21 protein-coding genes are annotated in these 18,691 nt (G+C 38.3%); 7 read left to right on the top strand and 14 right to left on the bottom strand.

What is annotated here, in order from left to right; all coding sequences use genetic code 11:
* Positions 1–3 precede the first annotated feature (3 nt).
* The 9 genes from CIK00_RS03235 to CIK00_RS03195 all read right to left on the bottom strand — a co-directional run bounded on the left by CIK00_RS03235 (position 4) and on the right by CIK00_RS03195 (position 6,993).
* Positions 4–669, bottom strand: coding sequence for a TraV family lipoprotein (locus CIK00_RS03235; protein ID WP_101767498.1), 666 nt, complete (start codon positions 667–669; stop codon positions 4–6).
* A 1-nt stretch (position 670) separates the two neighbouring features.
* Positions 671–1,516, bottom strand: coding sequence for a thioredoxin domain-containing protein (locus CIK00_RS03230; protein ID WP_101767497.1), 846 nt, complete (start codon positions 1,514–1,516; stop codon positions 671–673).
* Between the two features lie 137 nt (positions 1,517–1,653).
* Positions 1,654–2,097, bottom strand: coding sequence for a hypothetical protein (locus CIK00_RS03225; RefSeq protein WP_101767496.1), 444 nt, complete (start codon positions 2,095–2,097; stop codon positions 1,654–1,656).
* A gap of 78 nt (positions 2,098–2,175) precedes the next feature.
* Positions 2,176–2,601 carry a hypothetical protein gene (locus CIK00_RS03220; RefSeq protein WP_101767495.1) on the bottom strand — a complete coding sequence of 142 codons (426 nt, stop codon included), beginning with the start codon at positions 2,599–2,601 and terminating at the stop codon, positions 2,176–2,178.
* Position 2,602: 1 nt separating this feature from the next.
* Positions 2,603–4,018 (bottom strand): TraB/VirB10 family protein, encoded by a 1,416-nt coding sequence (locus CIK00_RS03215; RefSeq protein WP_101767494.1) that lies wholly within the window; start codon positions 4,016–4,018, stop codon positions 2,603–2,605.
* Position 4,019: 1 nt separating this feature from the next.
* The gene (locus CIK00_RS03210; RefSeq protein ID WP_101767493.1) at positions 4,020–5,483 is read right to left on the bottom strand and encodes a type-F conjugative transfer system secretin TraK; all 1,464 of its coding nucleotides are present in this window, start codon (positions 5,481–5,483) and stop codon (positions 4,020–4,022) included.
* Positions 5,483–6,175 (bottom strand): TraE/TraK family type IV conjugative transfer system protein, encoded by a 693-nt coding sequence (locus CIK00_RS03205; protein WP_101767492.1) that lies wholly within the window; start codon positions 6,173–6,175, stop codon positions 5,483–5,485. The genes CIK00_RS03210 and CIK00_RS03205 overlap by 1 nt, the downstream gene beginning before the upstream one ends.
* A 4-nt stretch (positions 6,176–6,179) precedes the next feature.
* The gene (gene traL / locus CIK00_RS03200) at positions 6,180–6,476 is read right to left on the bottom strand and encodes a type IV conjugative transfer system protein TraL (RefSeq protein ID WP_101767491.1); all 297 of its coding nucleotides are present in this window, start codon (positions 6,474–6,476) and stop codon (positions 6,180–6,182) included.
* A gap of 106 nt (positions 6,477–6,582) precedes the next feature.
* Positions 6,583–6,993, bottom strand: coding sequence for a hypothetical protein (locus tag CIK00_RS03195; RefSeq protein ID WP_101767490.1), 411 nt, complete (start codon positions 6,991–6,993; stop codon positions 6,583–6,585).
* Positions 6,994–7,272: 279 nt separating this feature from the next.
* Here CIK00_RS03195 and CIK00_RS03190 point away from each other — a divergent pair, with 279 nt between their 5' ends.
* The 3 genes from CIK00_RS03190 to tnpA are packed head-to-tail and all read left to right on the top strand — an operon-like array spanning position 7,273 to position 8,257.
* Positions 7,273–7,635 (top strand): hypothetical protein, encoded by a 363-nt coding sequence (locus CIK00_RS03190; protein WP_101767489.1) that lies wholly within the window; start codon positions 7,273–7,275, stop codon positions 7,633–7,635.
* Between the two features lie 17 nt (positions 7,636–7,652).
* Positions 7,653–7,832: a hypothetical protein gene (locus CIK00_RS03185; protein WP_101767488.1), complete on the top strand. Its 180-nt coding sequence runs from the start codon at positions 7,653–7,655 to the stop codon at positions 7,830–7,832.
* Positions 7,829–8,257 carry an IS200/IS605 family transposase gene (tnpA, locus tag CIK00_RS03180; RefSeq protein WP_101767487.1) on the top strand — a complete coding sequence of 143 codons (429 nt, stop codon included), beginning with the start codon at positions 7,829–7,831 and terminating at the stop codon, positions 8,255–8,257. Before CIK00_RS03185 ends, tnpA begins: the two co-directional genes overlap by 4 nt.
* 95 nt (positions 8,258–8,352) lie before the next feature.
* Here the strand turns inward: tnpA and CIK00_RS03175 are convergent, their stop codons facing one another.
* The 5 genes from CIK00_RS03175 to mobI are packed head-to-tail and all read right to left on the bottom strand — an operon-like array spanning position 8,353 to position 14,988.
* Positions 8,353–8,988, bottom strand: a complete 636-nt coding sequence (locus tag CIK00_RS03175; RefSeq protein ID WP_101767486.1) for a DUF4400 domain-containing protein — start codon at positions 8,986–8,988, stop codon at positions 8,353–8,355.
* Positions 8,989–8,993: 5 nt separating this feature from the next.
* Complete coding sequence (gene traD, locus CIK00_RS03170; protein ID WP_101767485.1) at positions 8,994–10,868, bottom strand: conjugative transfer system coupling protein TraD; 1,875 nt, start codon at positions 10,866–10,868, stop codon at positions 8,994–8,996.
* Positions 10,861–13,764, bottom strand: coding sequence for a MobH family relaxase (gene mobH / locus CIK00_RS03165; RefSeq protein WP_101767484.1), 2,904 nt, complete (start codon positions 13,762–13,764; stop codon positions 10,861–10,863). Before mobH ends, traD begins: the two co-directional genes overlap by 8 nt.
* A 4-nt stretch (positions 13,765–13,768) precedes the next feature.
* Entirely contained in the window at positions 13,769–14,464 is a 696-nt protein-coding gene (locus CIK00_RS03160; RefSeq protein WP_101767483.1) for a hypothetical protein, read from the bottom strand.
* Entirely contained in the window at positions 14,461–14,988 is a 528-nt protein-coding gene (gene mobI / locus CIK00_RS03155; protein ID WP_101767482.1) for a conjugative transfer protein MobI(A/C), read from the bottom strand. The genes CIK00_RS03160 and mobI overlap by 4 nt, the downstream gene beginning before the upstream one ends.
* A 346-nt stretch (positions 14,989–15,334) precedes the next feature.
* Here mobI and CIK00_RS03150 point away from each other — a divergent pair, with 346 nt between their 5' ends.
* From CIK00_RS03150 to CIK00_RS03135, 4 genes are all read left to right on the top strand, one after another.
* Positions 15,335–15,604: a hypothetical protein gene (locus CIK00_RS03150; protein ID WP_144043138.1), complete on the top strand. Its 270-nt coding sequence runs from the start codon at positions 15,335–15,337 to the stop codon at positions 15,602–15,604.
* Entirely contained in the window at positions 15,604–16,134 is a 531-nt protein-coding gene (locus CIK00_RS03145; RefSeq protein ID WP_101767480.1) for a hypothetical protein, read from the top strand. Before CIK00_RS03150 ends, CIK00_RS03145 begins: the two co-directional genes overlap by 1 nt.
* 89 nt (positions 16,135–16,223) lie before the next feature.
* Positions 16,224–17,255: a conjugal transfer protein TraF gene (gene traF / locus CIK00_RS03140; protein WP_101767479.1), complete on the top strand. Its 1,032-nt coding sequence runs from the start codon at positions 16,224–16,226 to the stop codon at positions 17,253–17,255.
* The gene (locus CIK00_RS03135; RefSeq protein ID WP_101767478.1) at positions 17,252–18,691 is read left to right on the top strand and encodes a conjugal transfer protein TraH; all 1,440 of its coding nucleotides are present in this window, start codon (positions 17,252–17,254) and stop codon (positions 18,689–18,691) included. Before traF ends, CIK00_RS03135 begins: the two co-directional genes overlap by 4 nt.

Raw genomic sequence — 18,691 nt, 5'->3', positions numbered from 1 at the left:
ATTTTAAAATTCCTTTACGTAGTCTGATACTTTATCTTTAGCTGGTGCTTGCGGGTAACGCTGAATAACCTGCATTCCACTCGGATCACCTGTTGGACTCATTTTTTCCCGTTCTTTTAATGACGAGCTACGGGCATTGAGTGATGTAACCATGGCAGGTGTGGCTGTTGCATCACGACCGACTTCCCAACGACGAGGTGTTATCTCTACATATGTATATCCTGGCATGTGTAAGTTATGTTCTTTATCTTGCCAAGAATTTACAAGGACGCGTAAAACCTTAGCTTCGTGTAAAATAGCCATAGGATCTGCCGCTGGATATTTTTTGTAATTAATCTGATATTGAGAATATATTTTGCTACGTTCTGCAGCTGTACCGCCCGGATACTGAGGTATGTATTTATCTTTTTCGCTATTGTCGTCGTCATCATCATTGTCGTGATTGTAACCAGCTTTATTCTTAGCAATAAGTTCACGTTTAATAACGGCAATATCTTTTGATTTGTTAGTTAGTTCCCACACTGTTCTTGCGCTTGTGCAAGGCAATCCTTCCTGCAGAGCATAAGGGCATTCCGTTGGTGGTTCGCCAATCTCTAAAAAAGATGAACATCCAGTTAAACCAGTCATGATAGAAAATGCAGTAAGGGTTTTGATTAATTTATTTTGCATGTTATTTAATTATAACCTCTCCAATTTTTGAAATGTCTTGATGCATAAACGCTTCTAAATTACTCGGTGTACCTGAGTTGTTTAATCCATCAACTCGGACTAAGTGAGGTAATGATTTGATGTGTAGTAAACTAGCTAGGGCGACATTCATCATTAATGGTTTTTTATTACACGTAGGGATTAATGTTAGATCGCTCTTTATCTTGGCTCCTTCCATGAGGTACTCAAGAGAAGTGGATTGATCTTTATTGCACCAAAGGCTTATTGAATCCATGATGGAGTTTTTGCCTGTTAACGGTACAAGCAAAATATCAAAGGCATACTTATCTGCTAATAGTTCCATTTCTGAAAATAACTTTGCGTTGAATTTTCCATTTGGGTCGATTAGTACAGTTAAATCCGCTTTATCTTTCTTTTTTCCGTAGTGATAAATGGCTAAATCATCATCATTAACACTGAATATTGATAAAGGTGTTAGCCACATCTTTTGAACTGATGCCTTATCTGTAACTACTCGTTTATTCCAAAGATCATATAGTTGAAAATTTCCACGGATAACCATACGAGCATTAGAGTCTATTAATAGACGTTCACCATCTTGATTCTCGATAATTGATAAATCTGTAATTGGTAAACGAACTCCCCAATGAAGTGATTTATACATCTTCATTGCATTTATAAATCCATTCTTATCAAAGACTTGTTCAACTGGGGTTTTATTGATGGAATTATGTAGTTCTGAGTTTTTAGCTGATGCATTTTTAACTAATGGATCAATACCAGTAGAAAAAGCAGAAGAACTAAAAATTACGGATGAAAGGATAATTGTTAGTAATGAAAGTTTCATTGTGCACCACAAGTTTAATGATTGGCGTACATGATACTTGCTTACACTTCAAAGATCATTGTTAAGTGTGGTTGCATTACAATAAAAGCCGAGAGGTTTAAGGTTTTCTCGGCTTTTTTATGAGGATAGGTGGCAGGTTACATTGATGCTACGGTGTTAATGGCAGTTAATAATTTAGCATTTTGAATTTCTAATTGAGAACGATTATCTCTTGTTACTGATACTGTCACTGTTGCGCACATAACTGATTTTTTCGCACAGTGGCCATAATTAGTTGCAAGAACTCTTGAACTAATGATTTTCTTGTTTAACGAAACATCAGAGTTAGTTACGTTTCCTTCAGTATCAATTGTATTTACACTGATACTGTTAACGTCCAACGCTTGCAACTTAGCCATTTCTTCCGCCTGTGCAATGGCATATGCTTTTGATTCGCCTTTTTGCGCGACATAAGTGGACGTATAAGTTGCGGTTGAAAGAATTGGTTGTCCAATTGCTAGGGTGTTTGCTGTAGCTACATTACAGAAACCGCTTGCAATAAGAGCGACTATATATAGAATTTTTTTTCTTGTATTTAACATTTAGTTACACCTAAAAAAACGGCCTTCAATATTGTTATTTAACAACAATGAAGAGCCGCTTCAAGTATTTTTTGTGATTTATTTTATTTTGTGTGGTTTAGGCGTGCGCACTAATAAAGGCTTAATATTACCAACGATACTGTCAGATTTAATTAATACGTAACCTTTATTGTTATATGATTTAATTACTGCATCCATTGCATTCATTGCACTAGCCTGATTAGTGTTAGCCCAGTCTTGCGCCATTAAAGAAAAATCAATCACCTTAATCTTAGGGATGTCTTTTTGTAATTGAGTGACATATTCCATTGTCATTACAAGTTTTTGTTGTGAATCATTAAGCTGGACTTCAAGGGCTTGTATTGATTTATACACATAGACACCCCCACATGCACTTAAAGCGAAAATTACACCTAGAGCGATCCATAATTTATGAATAACTGAAATTGTACTTACTGGCTTTGGTGTGTTAGATTTTTTTGTTAACGCTTCATTTTGACTCATATTATGCTTTCCCTAATTTCAATGTAGCACCACGTTGAATGATGAAATCAATTTCGATACCAGGATTAATTTCAATATATGGACGCATTTCTTCGACTATCTCTATGTAGTATTTAGCTAGACGATCCATGGCCGAACTCGCGCCTTTTAATGCAGCTCCACCAGCGACAGTACCCATGGCAGATGCGTCAGTAAATGTCGCAAAAGCACCCGTCTTATTATCGCCCATTTTTATATCAGTTTGACCTGCTAAGCCACTCATACCTGAAAGGAAACCCGCCCACATGGATTTCAATGCAGCTTCACCATTCTTACTTACTAACCGACCTTTGATCCCATTACGTCCATCAGGACCAACACTAAATGCGTTTAATGATGTCTCTACCGCTACACCATCGCTTGTTACACAACTAAGCGCCTCTGCACGCAAGTAGGCTCGGGAACTAGATAGGTCTCCGATTGCTGATGTTACTAACACACAATCGTTAATATCTGCTCTAAAGTTATTTGGAAGCAATGCGTCTTTATTTATACGTAAAATCGATGGTAAAGGATCATGCTTTGTTGAACTGCCGGTTGGAACGTCCATACCTGTAGTTAAGATGCCTGAGATCATTGTTCCTGCAGGCAAGATAATCTGAGTAGGTTCAACTTTTTCTGATTCTTGTTGATATATCGGCTGGCTAGTCTTCTTTTCCGGTTTTTTACCATCAATAGTACGAGTCGTAGCGCCATCTTTGGATGTTGCTGCTGCGGTAAGATTGGTAGTTTTACCATTATAATCAACAAATTCATCTGAACTTGATGTGATAGTACGAATCCCCACACGACGATGATCAACAACTGGTTTACGAGGTTGTAATTGTTGCTGCGCCACTTGTTGCATTGGTCGTAGTTGTTGAGATGGTTGAGATTGCTGTTTACCATTTACAACAGGTTGAGGCTGAACCTGAGTTTGTGGCTGATTTTGAAGTAAACCTCCACCGTAAGTTGTATGATTATTAGTAGCGTCAGATTTTTTTTGAATAGCCATATCACGTTTTAATGCAGTCTGACTAAATCGTAGATCCTCAATCTGTTTAGATAACCGGTCTTCGAGTTGATGCATTTCATTTTCTCTATGATCAATTGCCGTTTCACGATCTTTAATCTGATTTTCCATTAATCCGTAAATTTCGTCCATATGTCCTTTTTCAATCGTATTAGCACCAGATTGAGAAAAAAAGTTAGCCTGCACTTTCTTACCTTTTTCAAGGTTATGGTATTCTTGTGCGCTTTTTTGCGTACTGGAATCATCTGTGGCCATTACACCAAAGATCACTGAACCCATTATGACTACTGCGATAATACCTTTACGTTTTTTTGGTTCTTTCCAAGCTTCGACTAGGTTGTATTTAAGTTTCGAAAAATCAGCCATTTTATGCCTCCTTACTATCTAAAAGGCTAGGGCGCACACGTTGTCGCTTAATTTTATCTAGGTATGCTTTATCACGAAGAATATACACTTCCGTTGATTGACCAGGTGCTAAAGTAGCTTTATCAAAAACGCCAACGGCAATAACATCATCACGAAGACAGTATTCTTCCCTCATTTGTCGGAAATTATTAATGTCATTTGTAACTTTTACGATATCAACAATTTCTTGGCTACTTTCTAATCGTTGCATTACACGGTGATACATACCCAATTTGTTAATATCACATGGGAACATCTGATCTCGTGGAATATCTGTACTAAAGGCATAACCATTAGGGATATCGCCTTTGGCAACAGCTGCAAGTAATGACGTTGCTCGTTTTACGTAACTAGAATTAACCCTTGGATCAAACTGGTTAGCGGGAGCCTCTTTCATTTCTCGTATATGCTTTGCAATAGCTTCTTTTTCCTCTCGCTCATTGACGAAATTCTTATATTTAACTTGTAACGCACGAGACATTGGTACTTTTACTTCAATCATTGTTGGTGGAACATCCAACGGCATTAGAGTTAAAGAAACATTTGTTTCAGGTAACCCTTTTTCTCCAACAAACAAACCTATTGGAGATTGGTCCATTGGAGTAATAAAAATGTATCCGTCTTTTACTTCAATAGGTACATCCATAGATGATGTTTTAATTGATACATTTTTAAACGGTGTTGAAATCTGGTTTTGCAAACCAACAGCAACAGGTGCCAACTCACCATCACCAGGTTTAATGCGAATAGTTTGATGTGAGTCATACTTACGTTTTAACTCGTCTTTAATTGGATCTCGGCCATGCACTTGCGGTACTGGCACACCAAGACCATAATCTGCAGGATTAATACCTGAAGGTGTACCATTAACCTTTGTTACGCCCGATGCTGGTGGCATTTGTAATTGTGGTTCTTGTTGCGTGGCAAATTGACTCATATCTACCGGTTTTAAAATATCGCTACCAGTTTTTGAAACAATATTCCCCGTACGTACCGATTTAGCATCAATATTCTGTCTAGCACGTTCAGTTAGGGCATTATCAATTGCAGCATTCTGATCACTGAATGGTTTCGGCGTGTTATTACTCGTATAAATGTCAGGAGTATTAATAGGGGACACTGGGGATACAGATGGTACTGGCATTCCGATAGTCCCTGTGGGCTCTATCGCTTTATCTTCGGATTCTGTTGCTTTGTCTATTGAATTATAAATACTACTGTTAATTAGTGATGAAATTTTACCTCCACCCTGTGATTTTAATAGTTCGTCTTGTGTCGGTTGAGCGTTTTGAGACAGAGCTATACGACCACTATTTATTGGTTCGATTGGAATATCGGAAGTATTGATTGCGGCTATAACGGTATGAGAAGCCAACGCAGCCGACACAAGTAATACGAGTTTTTTGGTTCGGGTATTTATTAACATTATTTATTATCCTTGATGCTGTCGTCTGGTAAAGGCACATCTAAATCGTCAGGTTTTAATTGTTCACCTTCTTGTCTTTCTGCTTTATCAGCATTAGCTTCCTTGATCGCTTTTACTCGAGAGCGTGTTTCAGGAGCACCTGAATATTGACTGAAATGGTCAATTTTAGGCATACCATTACTAGCTGTAATGCGGATTTCATAAGTCCATTTTTGAGTCGTCGAGGCTCCAGTTCGTGTTGACACTGTTTTTTTATCGCCATATACCCAAACTAAATCAACATCAGAATTATAGATAAGGTCAAGAGACGTAAAACTTTCACGAACACCACGAACCTTTAGCGCATCAACTTGTGCTTGTAATTGATGTTCGAAATTATCAGCGTCCTTAGCACGAAACATTTTTCGTAAGGTATCCACAACAAAAGCTTGGTTACGCTCGCTGATGTTACCGGCTAAGTTCGCTGTAAATAATCCCCAACCAGTTTTATATGCCTCAGATGCCTGATTACCAACAAAAGTAATTTCTTCATTAAACGTTGGAGGGACGACAATGACCGTTTCTTTCTTACTCATCACCATGAAAATTAAAACAATCACAGCAACAGTTAAAGCTAGTGCGATTTGGTTCATTATTCCCGCGTGTGAAACGCTTTGGCTCCACGATTTAATTGATTTTGATTTCGAAAACATTTGATTACCTAAAAAGCTCTCTGATTAATGGATCTGGCATCGAAGGGGTTTCTTTTAGGGGTAATATTCCATGCCACCATAAAAGATGATTAATAATGCCTTTAGCATATCGTTGTTTTAATCGTCGAGATAAAACGAAAACAAGAATACCTAAAGGCATTGAATAGTTAAGTAAGTCAAAAGGCACACCTAGCGCCATACTGATTATTATCGGTCTTACTTCATCAACGTCCCAAAAAATTACCATTTGTGGATCGTTAACACGTAAAGCTAGATATTGTTGATCTTTTCTTAGTTCCATAAATTACACACACAAAATTGGCGTTGTTAAATAACAACGCCAATTTTCAATAGTGTAAGAGGTTTAGTCAATACATATAGTTGTAATGTACTGACAAAAGTTTTATTTACATACCAATTACAGGTAAAACAGTAGTTGCAGTGTGTAATGCTTGAGGTACAGCATCGAATACTGAAGCTGTTAGAGAACCGTTGATGATTTTACTTGCGTTAGCTAATACAAGAACTGCGATCACACAACCAGCAAAACCAACAAGGTTAGGCTTAACTGTTGAGAAAAACACAACACCCATAACCATGATAAGCATTAGGATCTTACCAGGTGCGCCAGTTGCGATAGCTTGTACGTCTTCCCACATTTCCTCAAACTGAGATGCAACACCCTCAGTAGCAGTTGCAGCCCAAGCATCAAAGCCAACGATTAAAGCAATTGTAGCAACAACTACAGCAAGCATAATTAAAACTTGTGTAGTAGACACATGGAAAGTGTTAGCGTTTTTCATTGTTAATGTGTTCATCTTCATAAAACCTTATTTTTAAAATGGTTGTGTTCGTATGCCGAACCTACGAAGCAATGATGCACTATTTAATTAAATAATAATTAAGGAATTGGGGGGTTTTTTGGTAGCAATAACGCAATTATTCTTGCGAGGTTAATGTTTACTGTTAGCTATTTATTGTCTCAATCTAGGTTAAAACCATCTCATTTATGCGATTAGATTTATCTCAAATATTCTTTAAAAGCTCATGAGCTTTTGATGTTATAGCTACATCGAAACGAATTAGGAATCGCAATTATGAACATCGAATTACTGAACGAAACATTAGAAAATGCTGGGTTTAACAAATATGCAATCCGCGTGATGACTAATGGAGTTATCGTTAGTATTGGTGATGATATTGATGCTTCTTACGTCTGGGTTGATGGCGAAACAACAGACGAGCAGTTAGAGGGGACGTCTGGGGTTGATTTAGAGTGGGATGGATGGGAGATCGGTTGCTTTGAAAAAGCAATGGCAACAGCAAAGGATTACGATACAGAGTCAAATCAAGTAGTAATCATCGGTGGCTTTGATGGTTATGAGGGTAATGATGTTGGTGAGATTGTTATCTATGATGCGCAAGTTGTTTATGTATTTGATACTCACGCTTTAAGCTAATTTGGGATTTTTTTAACATGGCTACAGATTACAGAAAAGATAAGGTTCAAGTTTTTGGGTGTTTTTTGTCAAGCGAGGACGCTGCAATAGTCCTCGCTGCAATTGAAAAAGCCTCTCAAAAAACAGGTGTTACAAACAATCGTAAAAACAGATTAGCACTGCTCGAAATAGCGCGACACTACAACGAAACTGCATGAGTTATCGTTATGGTAGTCACAGTGTCTACAGCGTCCATTACCATTTTGTGTTTGTGACAAAATACAGATACCAGATATTAACGGGAGATGTAGCATTAAAAGTTAGAGAGCTAATTCGGCAAACGTGCGCCGCTTTTGACATTGAAATCATCAGTGGCGTGGTGAGCAAAGATCATGTGCATCTATTGCTATCCTCTCCGCCAAACATGGCTCCAAGTGAGATAATGAGGAGAATCAAAGGGCGGACGTCTTCGAAGCTGTTCGAGTCGTTCCCTCACATCAAAAAGCGGTACTGGGGTCGTCATTTTTGGGCTAGAGGGTATTTTTGCGCATCGTCGGGAAACATTACCGATGAAATGATCGAGCAATATCTTGAGCATCATTTTGAGCCAAAAATTGACGATAAGTTAAAAATTGAACAATGACGGGGCTTTCGCCCCGTTTCCGCACTTTAGTACATTACACTAACCCACCGACTATTAATCGGTGGTTGTTCAGTATAGCTAACAGTAAGTAGTGGTTAGAATACTTTGCTAACGTTACTTAGCGCATATCGTATTGCGAACCCTAGTATAAGGAACATTGCTGGTGGCAAAATTACGCCAAAAATACCAGCGGCGGGGAATATGAAGTAAATATCAATAATAAAGAATGTGAAGAAACCAGTACGTACCCATATACGGAATAAGTTGGCACTTGCAACCCCAAATTCATACTGCTTCATTTTTCGCTTATAGAAACCATCAGCACCTAACGCAAACATTACGGGTACACCCAAGATGAACCATGAGATAAAAACAGATATTCGGTAGCAAGATTGATAAAACAGTAGCTTTATATTTTCCACAATACGAATAACGGGTTCTTGCCAATAATTTTGGCCAACATAACTCGTTGGGGTAACTATTTTTTCCATTTCAGGGATGATATTTGTTTGAATAAAAGCCCACTTGTACATGTTGTAAGCGCGAGAAAGTACAGTTTTGCTTTCTAATGAGCCTGCAACGGTTCTGAATGAGTTAATCTCACTCTGAAGTGTTTCTCTATATTCTTGCGGTTGCATTATAAAGACCAAATACGCGATGGATGCTGCAGAAATCATTAAAATAAATTTCTGTAGGAACGTATATTCTTTTTTTGGAATTTTCTCAGCCATTGTGATTACGCTGCTTTATCAATAATAAATGGAATACGACCCTTCATTTTGCGGCCATCAGCTAGACGTGCGATATATTGCAAATTAGGTAGATCACCAAGTAATGTTGCAGGGAAAAGTTTTTCTCTCGACTCTGATAACTGTTCCTTTAATCCCCCGCTAAACTCACCAAGGGCACCTGTCGTTGACGTACCACTATTAAGCGAATATCCAACGCTTTTAATATTACCTTCACCGAAGTTTTCCGTAGCGTATTCTTGTGTAATATTGTCATTAACTCTCAAACAAAATAGGTTTGAAGCTAAGCCGAGGATACGTCGAGCCTGAGCTTCAGATGTTTTGGCTATATAATCGGGCAATGTTTGAGAACTCACATAAAGCTCAAATTTTGCGCCCCTAGCTACTGCTAACATATTGAGTATCGGTTCATTTATGACCGCGTGCGCTTCATCTATAAATATACTTACGCGTTTACCTTCACCTTTTTCAAAATTATACCGTCGAGCTGATGCCGCACACACATCAGCACAGATAAGCTTGCCGATCGAACTTGCTACCATTTGGTCTGATAAACTATCTAGTGCAACATAAAGTACACCACCGGTATGTACTAAGCGGTCAATATCTACAATAGGGCTCAATTCATCCCGTTCATCCATGTGCAAAGTCGGTGATAGCAAATCATCAAGTGGTTTAGATGTTAATTGGGCAAATAACGGGGCAGTTGAAGACAACATCTTGCTCATGTGAGCAGCATCGTGCATAACCATATTCAACATATCGCTAAGAGCTTTTACATGTAGCGATGAGTCGCTTACGTTGAAGTAGTAAGCGATCATGCCATTAAACAAATCACCATTTGCCAATCCCGCCATTTCTTTGCCTTTTTGCTGCAGCCAGTTTTCACCAATAGTTGACTTGAAATACTTATGTAGGCATTTCTCTGCAAGACGGTTTTTACCGATCATTAAATAATGACCAATTGACGTAAGTTGAGGTTTTTCTTCAATATAAAGCATCGCCTCTATAATTTCGTATATACAGTTCCAAGCGAATTGGACGAAGGGATCGCTATCTGATTCCCCTGGCAATAATGACGCGATACGTGATGCTAATTCAGTGGATCGTGAATATGAATTTAAGGGGTCAATTCGGCAACTCTGTGATGGATGTGATGGGTGAAAGAAATGAAAAGGTACACCCATAACTTCAGCTTCAGCTTGCACTCGACTACGCCAGTCATTATCATTTTTAGGGTCAACGATAATGATTACATTATCTCGATGCATAGCACCGCGACTTAACATTGACAACAGTGTTGTTTTACCTGTGCCCGGGTTACCAAATATAACGGTATGGGCATGAAATATTGACTCACTAGCATCAATTTCTTCTTCATCACCAAGGCCATGGATCCACGGTTTTCCGCCTAATTTTCTGGTAGTCTCTTTAAATTGCATCGCCAGTGGCTTCAAAATAAATGGTAATTTAACGTCAGTGTATTTGGTTGACATATTCATTACTTGGTAAGCCCGTTGAGCGATTTCAGGGCCCCATTCGTACCCTCGTCCCAAAAAGGCTGTATCCTTGTGAGCGATATTCTTTTTGCGAAATTTAGCACCTTTAATTTTATAAAAGTAATTAACAAACAAGGCGTATTGGCGCTTCATTAATGGAACGCCCTGTTTTATACGGATTATTCCAACGATAATCATACTGAAGCCAACCAACATAGGTAAACGTGCATCAGCTTCCATGGTTGAAGTTACTCCAGCTAAAAGAGTAAATATCCCGCCACTAATCCATATCACCGCAAGGTTTAATTCGAATACTGGGCGAAAAAGATTTTCCATCCAAAAATTATGGTGCCGTTTATTCATGAGTTATCACACCTTGTTTTAATACCCAAAATTCTTTCTTTATTGTTGGGGTTGTTTTACTAATTAGTTGCACGCTTTCGTGTCGTAAACAGTCGATATCTTTGACTCTAATACCTATTTTTAATTGAGAGCGAAACTCTTTACGTGCCATGTCGAAATCGAGTGAAATAGAACCATTGGTATATTGCATAAACGGGCAATCAGGTGACCAACTTTCATTAAGCCATTTAATAAATGCAGCAAGATTAGAATCAGGCTTAATATTGTTTAACTTGCTTATATTACTTACAGGACTGAAATCAGTATTATCAGGTAGTTGTCGTTTTTCTCCTTTAGATTTAATAGGTAGTTCTGGGGTGACGTCATCAATAATTAACGCTGCGGGTGGTGTCTCTGGAGAACTCGAAACCACTTTTTCAACGTTTTCAACGTTTTCAACTTGATCATTTTGTTTTTGCTTACTTGTTAATTTTTTAATATCCATACCATAAGGTTTACGAAGAGGGGCAGGGAGAATGGTTATTGGGTATTTGATATGCTCGATATGCTGATTAACATCCATCATAATACAGCGCGTAATATGGCAACTAAGAACTATACATTTTTGCTGTTTGTCACATACAGTAAAGTTATGAACGGCAATATTCGGCTTATCAATATCACTTAAAAGCATTGTTTTTTTTCGTAAAACACTAGAAATATCACGAATGCTTATCCCTAATTCTTCAATGCATTTAGTCGTAACTATCAAGTACCCTTTAAAGAGATAAATATTATCGTTGTTTTCTATTAACAATTGTTTATCGGTAATTTTATTAACTAAAGCTGTTAAAAAGACGGCTGATAAATCATTTGGATCTGGTTGCTTGTTAAGCCAATTAGTTTCAACTGTATCTTTGGGCTCTTTATCTATATTGGTGTTTCGTTTTCGACTAATGAGACCGTTACTCAGAACACAAACATCAACTTTTGCTGCTTGATTATTAGAAGCTTTACTTTGTTTTTCATTGTTAGTTATCGCCGGATTTATCTTGGCTTTAGGCTTTGTATTATGAGATTTATTTCCTGCATCTTGATTTACAGATGGCACAGGAGATTGTTTTGTCTTCGGTGGCTCAGGGGCTTGCTTCGCCTTGGATGGCACAGGAGATTGTTTTGTCTTCGGTGGCTCAGGGGCTTGCTTCGCCTTGGATGGCACAGGAGATTGTTTTGTCTTCGGTGGCTCAGGGGCTTGCTTCGCCTCAGATTCTTGATTGTGGAATTTAATTCCATGGTTACCAGTTGGACGAGGTGGCATTTTTTGTAACCCCGGAATGATATCACTCAATTGATTCATAAGCGGATCAACTGCCGTTATTACTTTCCCCGTATTTATATCAACGAACTCACTAGGTGATTGAGTCTCACTAACATCAGGTTTAGGTTTATCATTGCTAGTTTGCTGTTTTTCGCTTACCGCATTCTGATCATTGCTAGTTTGCTGTTTTTCGCTTACTGCATTCTGATCATTGGAATCAACTGATTGTATTTGTTCGTCTTGTTCTAAATGTTCAACTACAGCACCTTCTAACGTGAATTCAATAGATTTCCCTCTATTATTTAGGCGTAATAAACCAGGGATACTATTGGGGATAGGTAATCCCTCAAACAATAAACTTGGCCAAGCTAATTTAACTACACGTTCGGGTTGAGAAAAACCTTCGATATGAATCGATGGCGTAAAGTAAGATACTGATGTCTCAGGTTCTAATCGTTTAACTAAATTTCGGTTTTCAAGGATTTCCAGAACACGACTAACCTCTGCGGGTACATCCGTATTTTCTTGCTGTAACTTACTTATAATTGCTTGTATAGAACGAGGGTAGGTAAGGTAAACTTCGCCCCCTATGATCCAAATATTGCCGTTAACTTCATTTAGTCGCCATGAGTCTCGGAGGCGGCGCATAGCACTTACAATAACGCCTTCAAGTGGATAACGACGCTTACCAATTAAATCATGCCATTGAGTTTTTATATCTTTATCTGTACTAGCGGAATCTGCCTTACGTAAGCAAATTTGAAGATATCCATCTTGTGTATGATAGTCAGTAAGAGCATGGTTCATTTCAATGGCTAACTCATCTGAATTGTCCATTAAAAACGATTTAGCCTCAGGCGTTAAAACCCAGTCAATAATCTGAATACTTAAATTTTCATGCTTTTTATGACGATGCTCAGCTCTCCATGTAACACGGTATCGCTCAACATTATGTTCATTACCCCATTGATAAATATCAGAAAGGTATGGGTTCCATTCAACACCTGTTGCTATGTCATAAACATGCATATCAAACAATATTTTACCTGCATCATGCAATAGCCCAACAATCCATGCAGCATATTGCCATCGAGGTTTTCGGTATTGTTCTTCATCCACTTGCCCAACAGCCGGTAATATTTGTTGGTATGACTGCCGTAGGCTATTAAGAGCCACCTCTAAGCTATGACGAACTAAACCACCAACGTCAGAATGATGATGAGCTTCCGAGGCGGGCAATAAATGTATGTAACTAATGTAATTTAGAAATACTTGACGATATAAAGTATCGAAGTTCAGGTCCAAAGCAGCACCAATTTTATGCTGACTTTTTCCTTGGTTGTAAGCTATTACGGCGTCGTGGTCATTACCATGGAACGGATCGTTTAATCCCGAGTCACGTAGCGTTAATGATATTAATTCAGATTGCGATGCTGCAATTTTATTCAGTGATAAAAGTGGTACGCCTTTTGTTGTGGGCGGGTATTTAATGAGGTCATCAATATACTGATCGACCTCAATATCTTTATCTTGTCGCTTTGGGGCTAACCAACCAGCAGCCCCAACCAATAGATGATGAATGATCTGCTTTAGCCCCATTTTATTACTTATCCATAACTGATTTAGCAGAAAGAGCCGTCATGATCGCTTTGTAATCATTCGTATCATATAAACCACCTTCTCGATCACGAGAGGCATTAGTTATTTGATAAATGCTAGCCACTAAATCAGTAATAATTGTCAAACTATCATTGCGAGACTGTATCATTGACTCATCATCGATAAGGCCAGCGATCCACATGTTTTCAAATTCCGCGATGTTACGGTCAACAGCCTCAAAAATGCCGATAAAACGCCAAAAAATTGGGTGAGTTACATCAATTCGATAAGTGAACGTCTCAGGCACAACAACACTAATAGGCTCGATAACAACATCAGCTTTAAACGAGATGGCTTTAGCTTCAAATGCAGCAACTTCTTCTTGAGACAATGTTAATCGGCAATTCAACCATTCAGTTAAACGAGTGCGAATATCATTGTTACGTTGTGTTAGCTGATTCAGTGCAGCAATACGCTGAAATGCTCCGACGGCACGACCACCATTGCGGTTTAGATAATCGAGAACAGTATTCGATTTAGCTAATATATCGTATGGTAAAGCCTTACGAGTTTGTTCAAAGATGAATGGTTTACGGACGGGTTCACTATTACCTTTACCTTTTTCTTGTTTAGGTTCGCTATTTTTATTACGCGTACGAGGTTTACGTGTTTTAGATTCACTACCTACTTGAGTGGTCATTTATTATCCCCTTTTCTTACTATAGATTTTAATAATTGTTGTATGTCACTTCTTGCCTTGTAGATGTACTCTGCGCTATATCTCAAGGGCGATAATTGGGATTCTGCCTTTAAAATCAGTTCAAACTCCCAATCTTTAGCTATATTCTGAAATTGCTCATCTCGATAAAAGACTGTTTTAGTTACCTTATTGCGTTTAGGGTTAATACGCTTTCCCCAACGCCGACTCTTCTTACCTGTTCGACCTGGATTAAAAATCTGCCACTCGGCGTAGGCTTTCCCATGGCGCATTACAATATGTGGGGCAATTGAGCCCTCAACATAAACACTTGTTGTCGAACGCATACGCATTGCTTTTAATTCATTATTTTTTTGCCGCCAAGCGATCCAGTAATGATCAACAATGCCTTCCATTTCAAAGATAATATTTTCGTACTCATTACTAAGAGTGTTTAATGCATCCACTATCACTGAGGGGGTGCCATAATATTCTTCATTTGAGCCCAAGGTTACATCTTGACCCATTTAACATCTCCAATAATCGGTTTGTTTTACTGCTTATTCGTCGCTAACGTTGGTTTTTGATAGCGTAAGTAAACTATAACTATAAAAAATAGGTTTGTAATGATTTTTTCGTAGTTGCATTACTAAAGAGAGGATTTTAATGTCATTGCCTTACAATTAAAATCATTGAATCAAGATGTAAATCTAGTAACATTGAATAACTCTTACGTTTTTAATATTTATTGTTCAAACTATGGAAATTGAGTTTATAAATTATGAAAGTTACAGGGCTCTACAGATAGCGCAAACGACCTACGTGTTAGCCTTGAGGGAAATGGCGTTAATAGACCATATATCAGTAGCTTGCATGTGCAGACTGAGTAAGGAAGAAGCATTACGGCTAAGCTCTACTCCTATCCATGTAATAGAGGCAATATTTGTTCAATTACCACCAATGCTGAATTTTAATGGGGTCAAAGGTAATAATGGGAAGACTACTCATTCAATTATCGATTTGTTTAATGCAATTGATGAGAATGATAGTAATGGTAGCCGAGTGAGTAATGTTGCTATTACTGCTCAGCATTTATTAGCTTTGAATACGAAAGTGGTGCGGAATAAAAATGCTGGTAATTAATGAACAGGAAAGTGTTGATCTACGGTAAACGTACTCGTCATATAAAACGTATTTGTCAGATTTACGAAATGGCCGATCTCGGTGCGACAAAAAAATTACTGACAATGCTGTTTAGAATTGACTGTGCAATGGAAGCATCTCTTCAACTAAAAAAGGCTAAGTTTAGGAGTGGAGCTTCGTGGGTGTCGGCTGGTCGCAACCGAAGATTACACGCCAATATAATTTATTATTATTACTGCAATTGTTCGCCAGAAAATATTGATTTCCACCGAGCAGTAAATCTAGATGAATTAATTGCCGTAGCTCGTCTTTACAAGATCAATTTCAACAATGAATTAGCAGACATTAACCGTATTCATTCGATGTTTGTTGCCTTATTTAACGGTGAAATTATTACGGCCCGATGCGATAAGTGTGGATTGAACCATATATATAATGATGCCTATACATACAACTATAAAACGTGTCCATTTTGTATGGGTGGTAGTAAGGCAAACTATAAAGAAAAGAAATTTCTACCTTTCGATTAATTCCGAATAACGGTGCATTAAATTCATGGTAATGGTGCCAAATTAAAGGTGCTTATTCGAATTATTCACGATTACAGTATGCGAAAATAATGAAGATTAAACCTGTTTTATTAGCCGTCATTGCTTGTATGGCTACTTGTAATGCAATAACGGCAACAGCTAACACCTACGGTCATGGTGACTCGTTTTATAACAAAAAGGATCAGGGGTGGTTTTGGTATGAACCCGAACAAAAACCAGCACCAAAGCCAAAACCTAAAAAGCCAAAACCCAAAAAAGATGTCGTTATCGAAAATAATAGTAAGCCAACTACGAAAAACGTTCAGATCACCGTTAAGTGGCTACGAGATAACATCCCTCGATTAAGAGATGAAGCTATTGACTATCCAACGTATGAGAACGTTCAGCGATATATGTACGCTCAGCGATTAATGCTTGATAAGGCATCTAAGTTTTCATCCGTTTCAATGGAGGTATCAAAACTAGATCCGACTCTAAATGAGGAATTACGTAGACCGGGGCATCAGAACGCATTGATTCAATATGGTGATCAGCGTCGTACGGCAAGTTACCAAGCACTAAAAGAAATATCAAAAAAGGTGGGTATTTTCTTTTTCTTCAAATCAACTTGTCAATATTGCCACCAGCAAGCTCCAATTCTGTACAAACTACAGCAGCAAACAGGATTGCAGGTTTTGCCTATTTCGGTTGATGGAAAGATGATCCCTGGGAATCCGTGGAAAGATTATTTCGTTACTGATACCTACGGAAAATTAACCCAAAAGCTTCACGTTATGGTTTATCCGACCATGTACTTAGTCACCAAAGATGGCAGTAAGATGATAAATGTTGCTGCGGGTCTGACTTCTTTTGATGAGTTAGCTAATCGCATCATAGTTATAGGAAAACAACAAAAATGGATATCGCAAGTAGATTATCAAAAGGCACAGCATGTTCGTGAGATTGAATTAGTTAAAGATCCGAATAAACCAATCACTTTAGATGAGAATAAAATTTACAACGACCCTAAATATTTATCTAAACAACTGAAAAAACAATTTGAAGAACGTTACTCAGGGAAGGAACGTGGAGAGTTGGCTTTTGGTGGAGATGCTAAATGAAAAGACTAAAAATAAAAAATTCTGCCATAAGTATTGGGTTGGCTTGTTGTATTACAATTACAACAACATCAACAGCTTACGCGGATAATTTCCTTGAGGACGTATTCTCTCAAATGACGACAGTAAGCGCACCGGGACACTCATTCGAAACGCAAAAACGTAATGGATATGCGTTTGGTATGACGAGCCTTCGCTTTCATTTGCATGAACCTGAGTTAATTCAATTTACCCCGCCAAGCATGAACGTCGGTTGTGGTGGACTTGATATGTTTGGTGGAAGTTTTTCGTTAATTAAGCGAGAAGAGTTAGTGCAAGTTGCCAGAAATGTTGCAAGTGGAGCAGCCGTTTATGCATTCAATTTAGCTATACAATCAATTTGTCCTTCGTGCGCACAAATCATGCAAGGGGTCAGTAAACTTGTAAGTGATATGAACAGATTGGCAAAAGCATCATGTCAAGACGTCTCAAAAGTTCTAATGGAACAACCATTTTCACAAAATATTTCAAAGAACATTCGTGACGCTGCAGGTATCGAAGGATGGGCATCAAATCACACGTCTTGGGCTGATCAGTTACTCCCTCAAGAGGGCTCTTTCTTAGACATGTTAAGTGATAACTCGGTAAGACAACCAGACGGATCTTCAAAACCAAATGATAGAGGTATGACTGGTAATCTTATTTTTAACTTATTCGATGCCGCAAAAATAAAAAACTGGCGGTTTGTTGGATTTAAAAACGATTCAGAAGTTAAAGAGTTAATTATGTCACTTGTAGGAGTTCGTATCGTTGATGCCAAAAATATCGCAGCCAATGCTAAATCCCCAAATGTTGTGACTATACCCCCAACGATTAAAAATATAAATGAGTTGGTTTATGCCGATGGTAGTACACCATTAAAATTATTAGAGTGCGTCCCTAGTTCAACCGATTGTCTAAAGTTTAAAAATAATGAAGGAACCATAAAAGCAAATTGGGTTGGCACTTATCCTCTGGCTAAAAAATTATTGCTTGGTTCAGGTCCGGGGGATTTAGGTATTGCAGATAAAATTAGTCATAAGCTCAAACTTAACAGTACCCAACAAACGTTCATCGAAAGCGTTCCTGTCCCAGTTATGACAACGCTATTTAAACTATCACATAACCCAACAGCTCAAGCACAGTACGCTGATATTGTTGCTAGAACTACGGCGCAAGATGGGATCAACGTCATCATTGAGGGTATAGACCAAATGTTGGTTGACATTAAAGCCGCGTCAATGGGTACGCCTCAAGCCTCAGAAGATGCAATTAAATTGCTTGAGGATGGGCAACGTCGGCTTAAAGAGCAGTATAAAATTTTCAGGGATAAGAATATTGCCGATTTAGACAAAATGAACGTAATGACCAGCTTGACCTCCTTTTTGGAAGAAAAAGCGATGACTATGCCGCAGGTATAA

This window comes from Photobacterium carnosum, from assembly GCF_002849605.1.
Taxonomy (GTDB): domain Bacteria; phylum Pseudomonadota; class Gammaproteobacteria; order Enterobacterales; family Vibrionaceae; genus Photobacterium; species Photobacterium carnosum.
The sequence above is the reverse complement of the archived record's forward strand: the minus strand, read 5'-3'. Positions and strand labels throughout refer to the sequence as shown.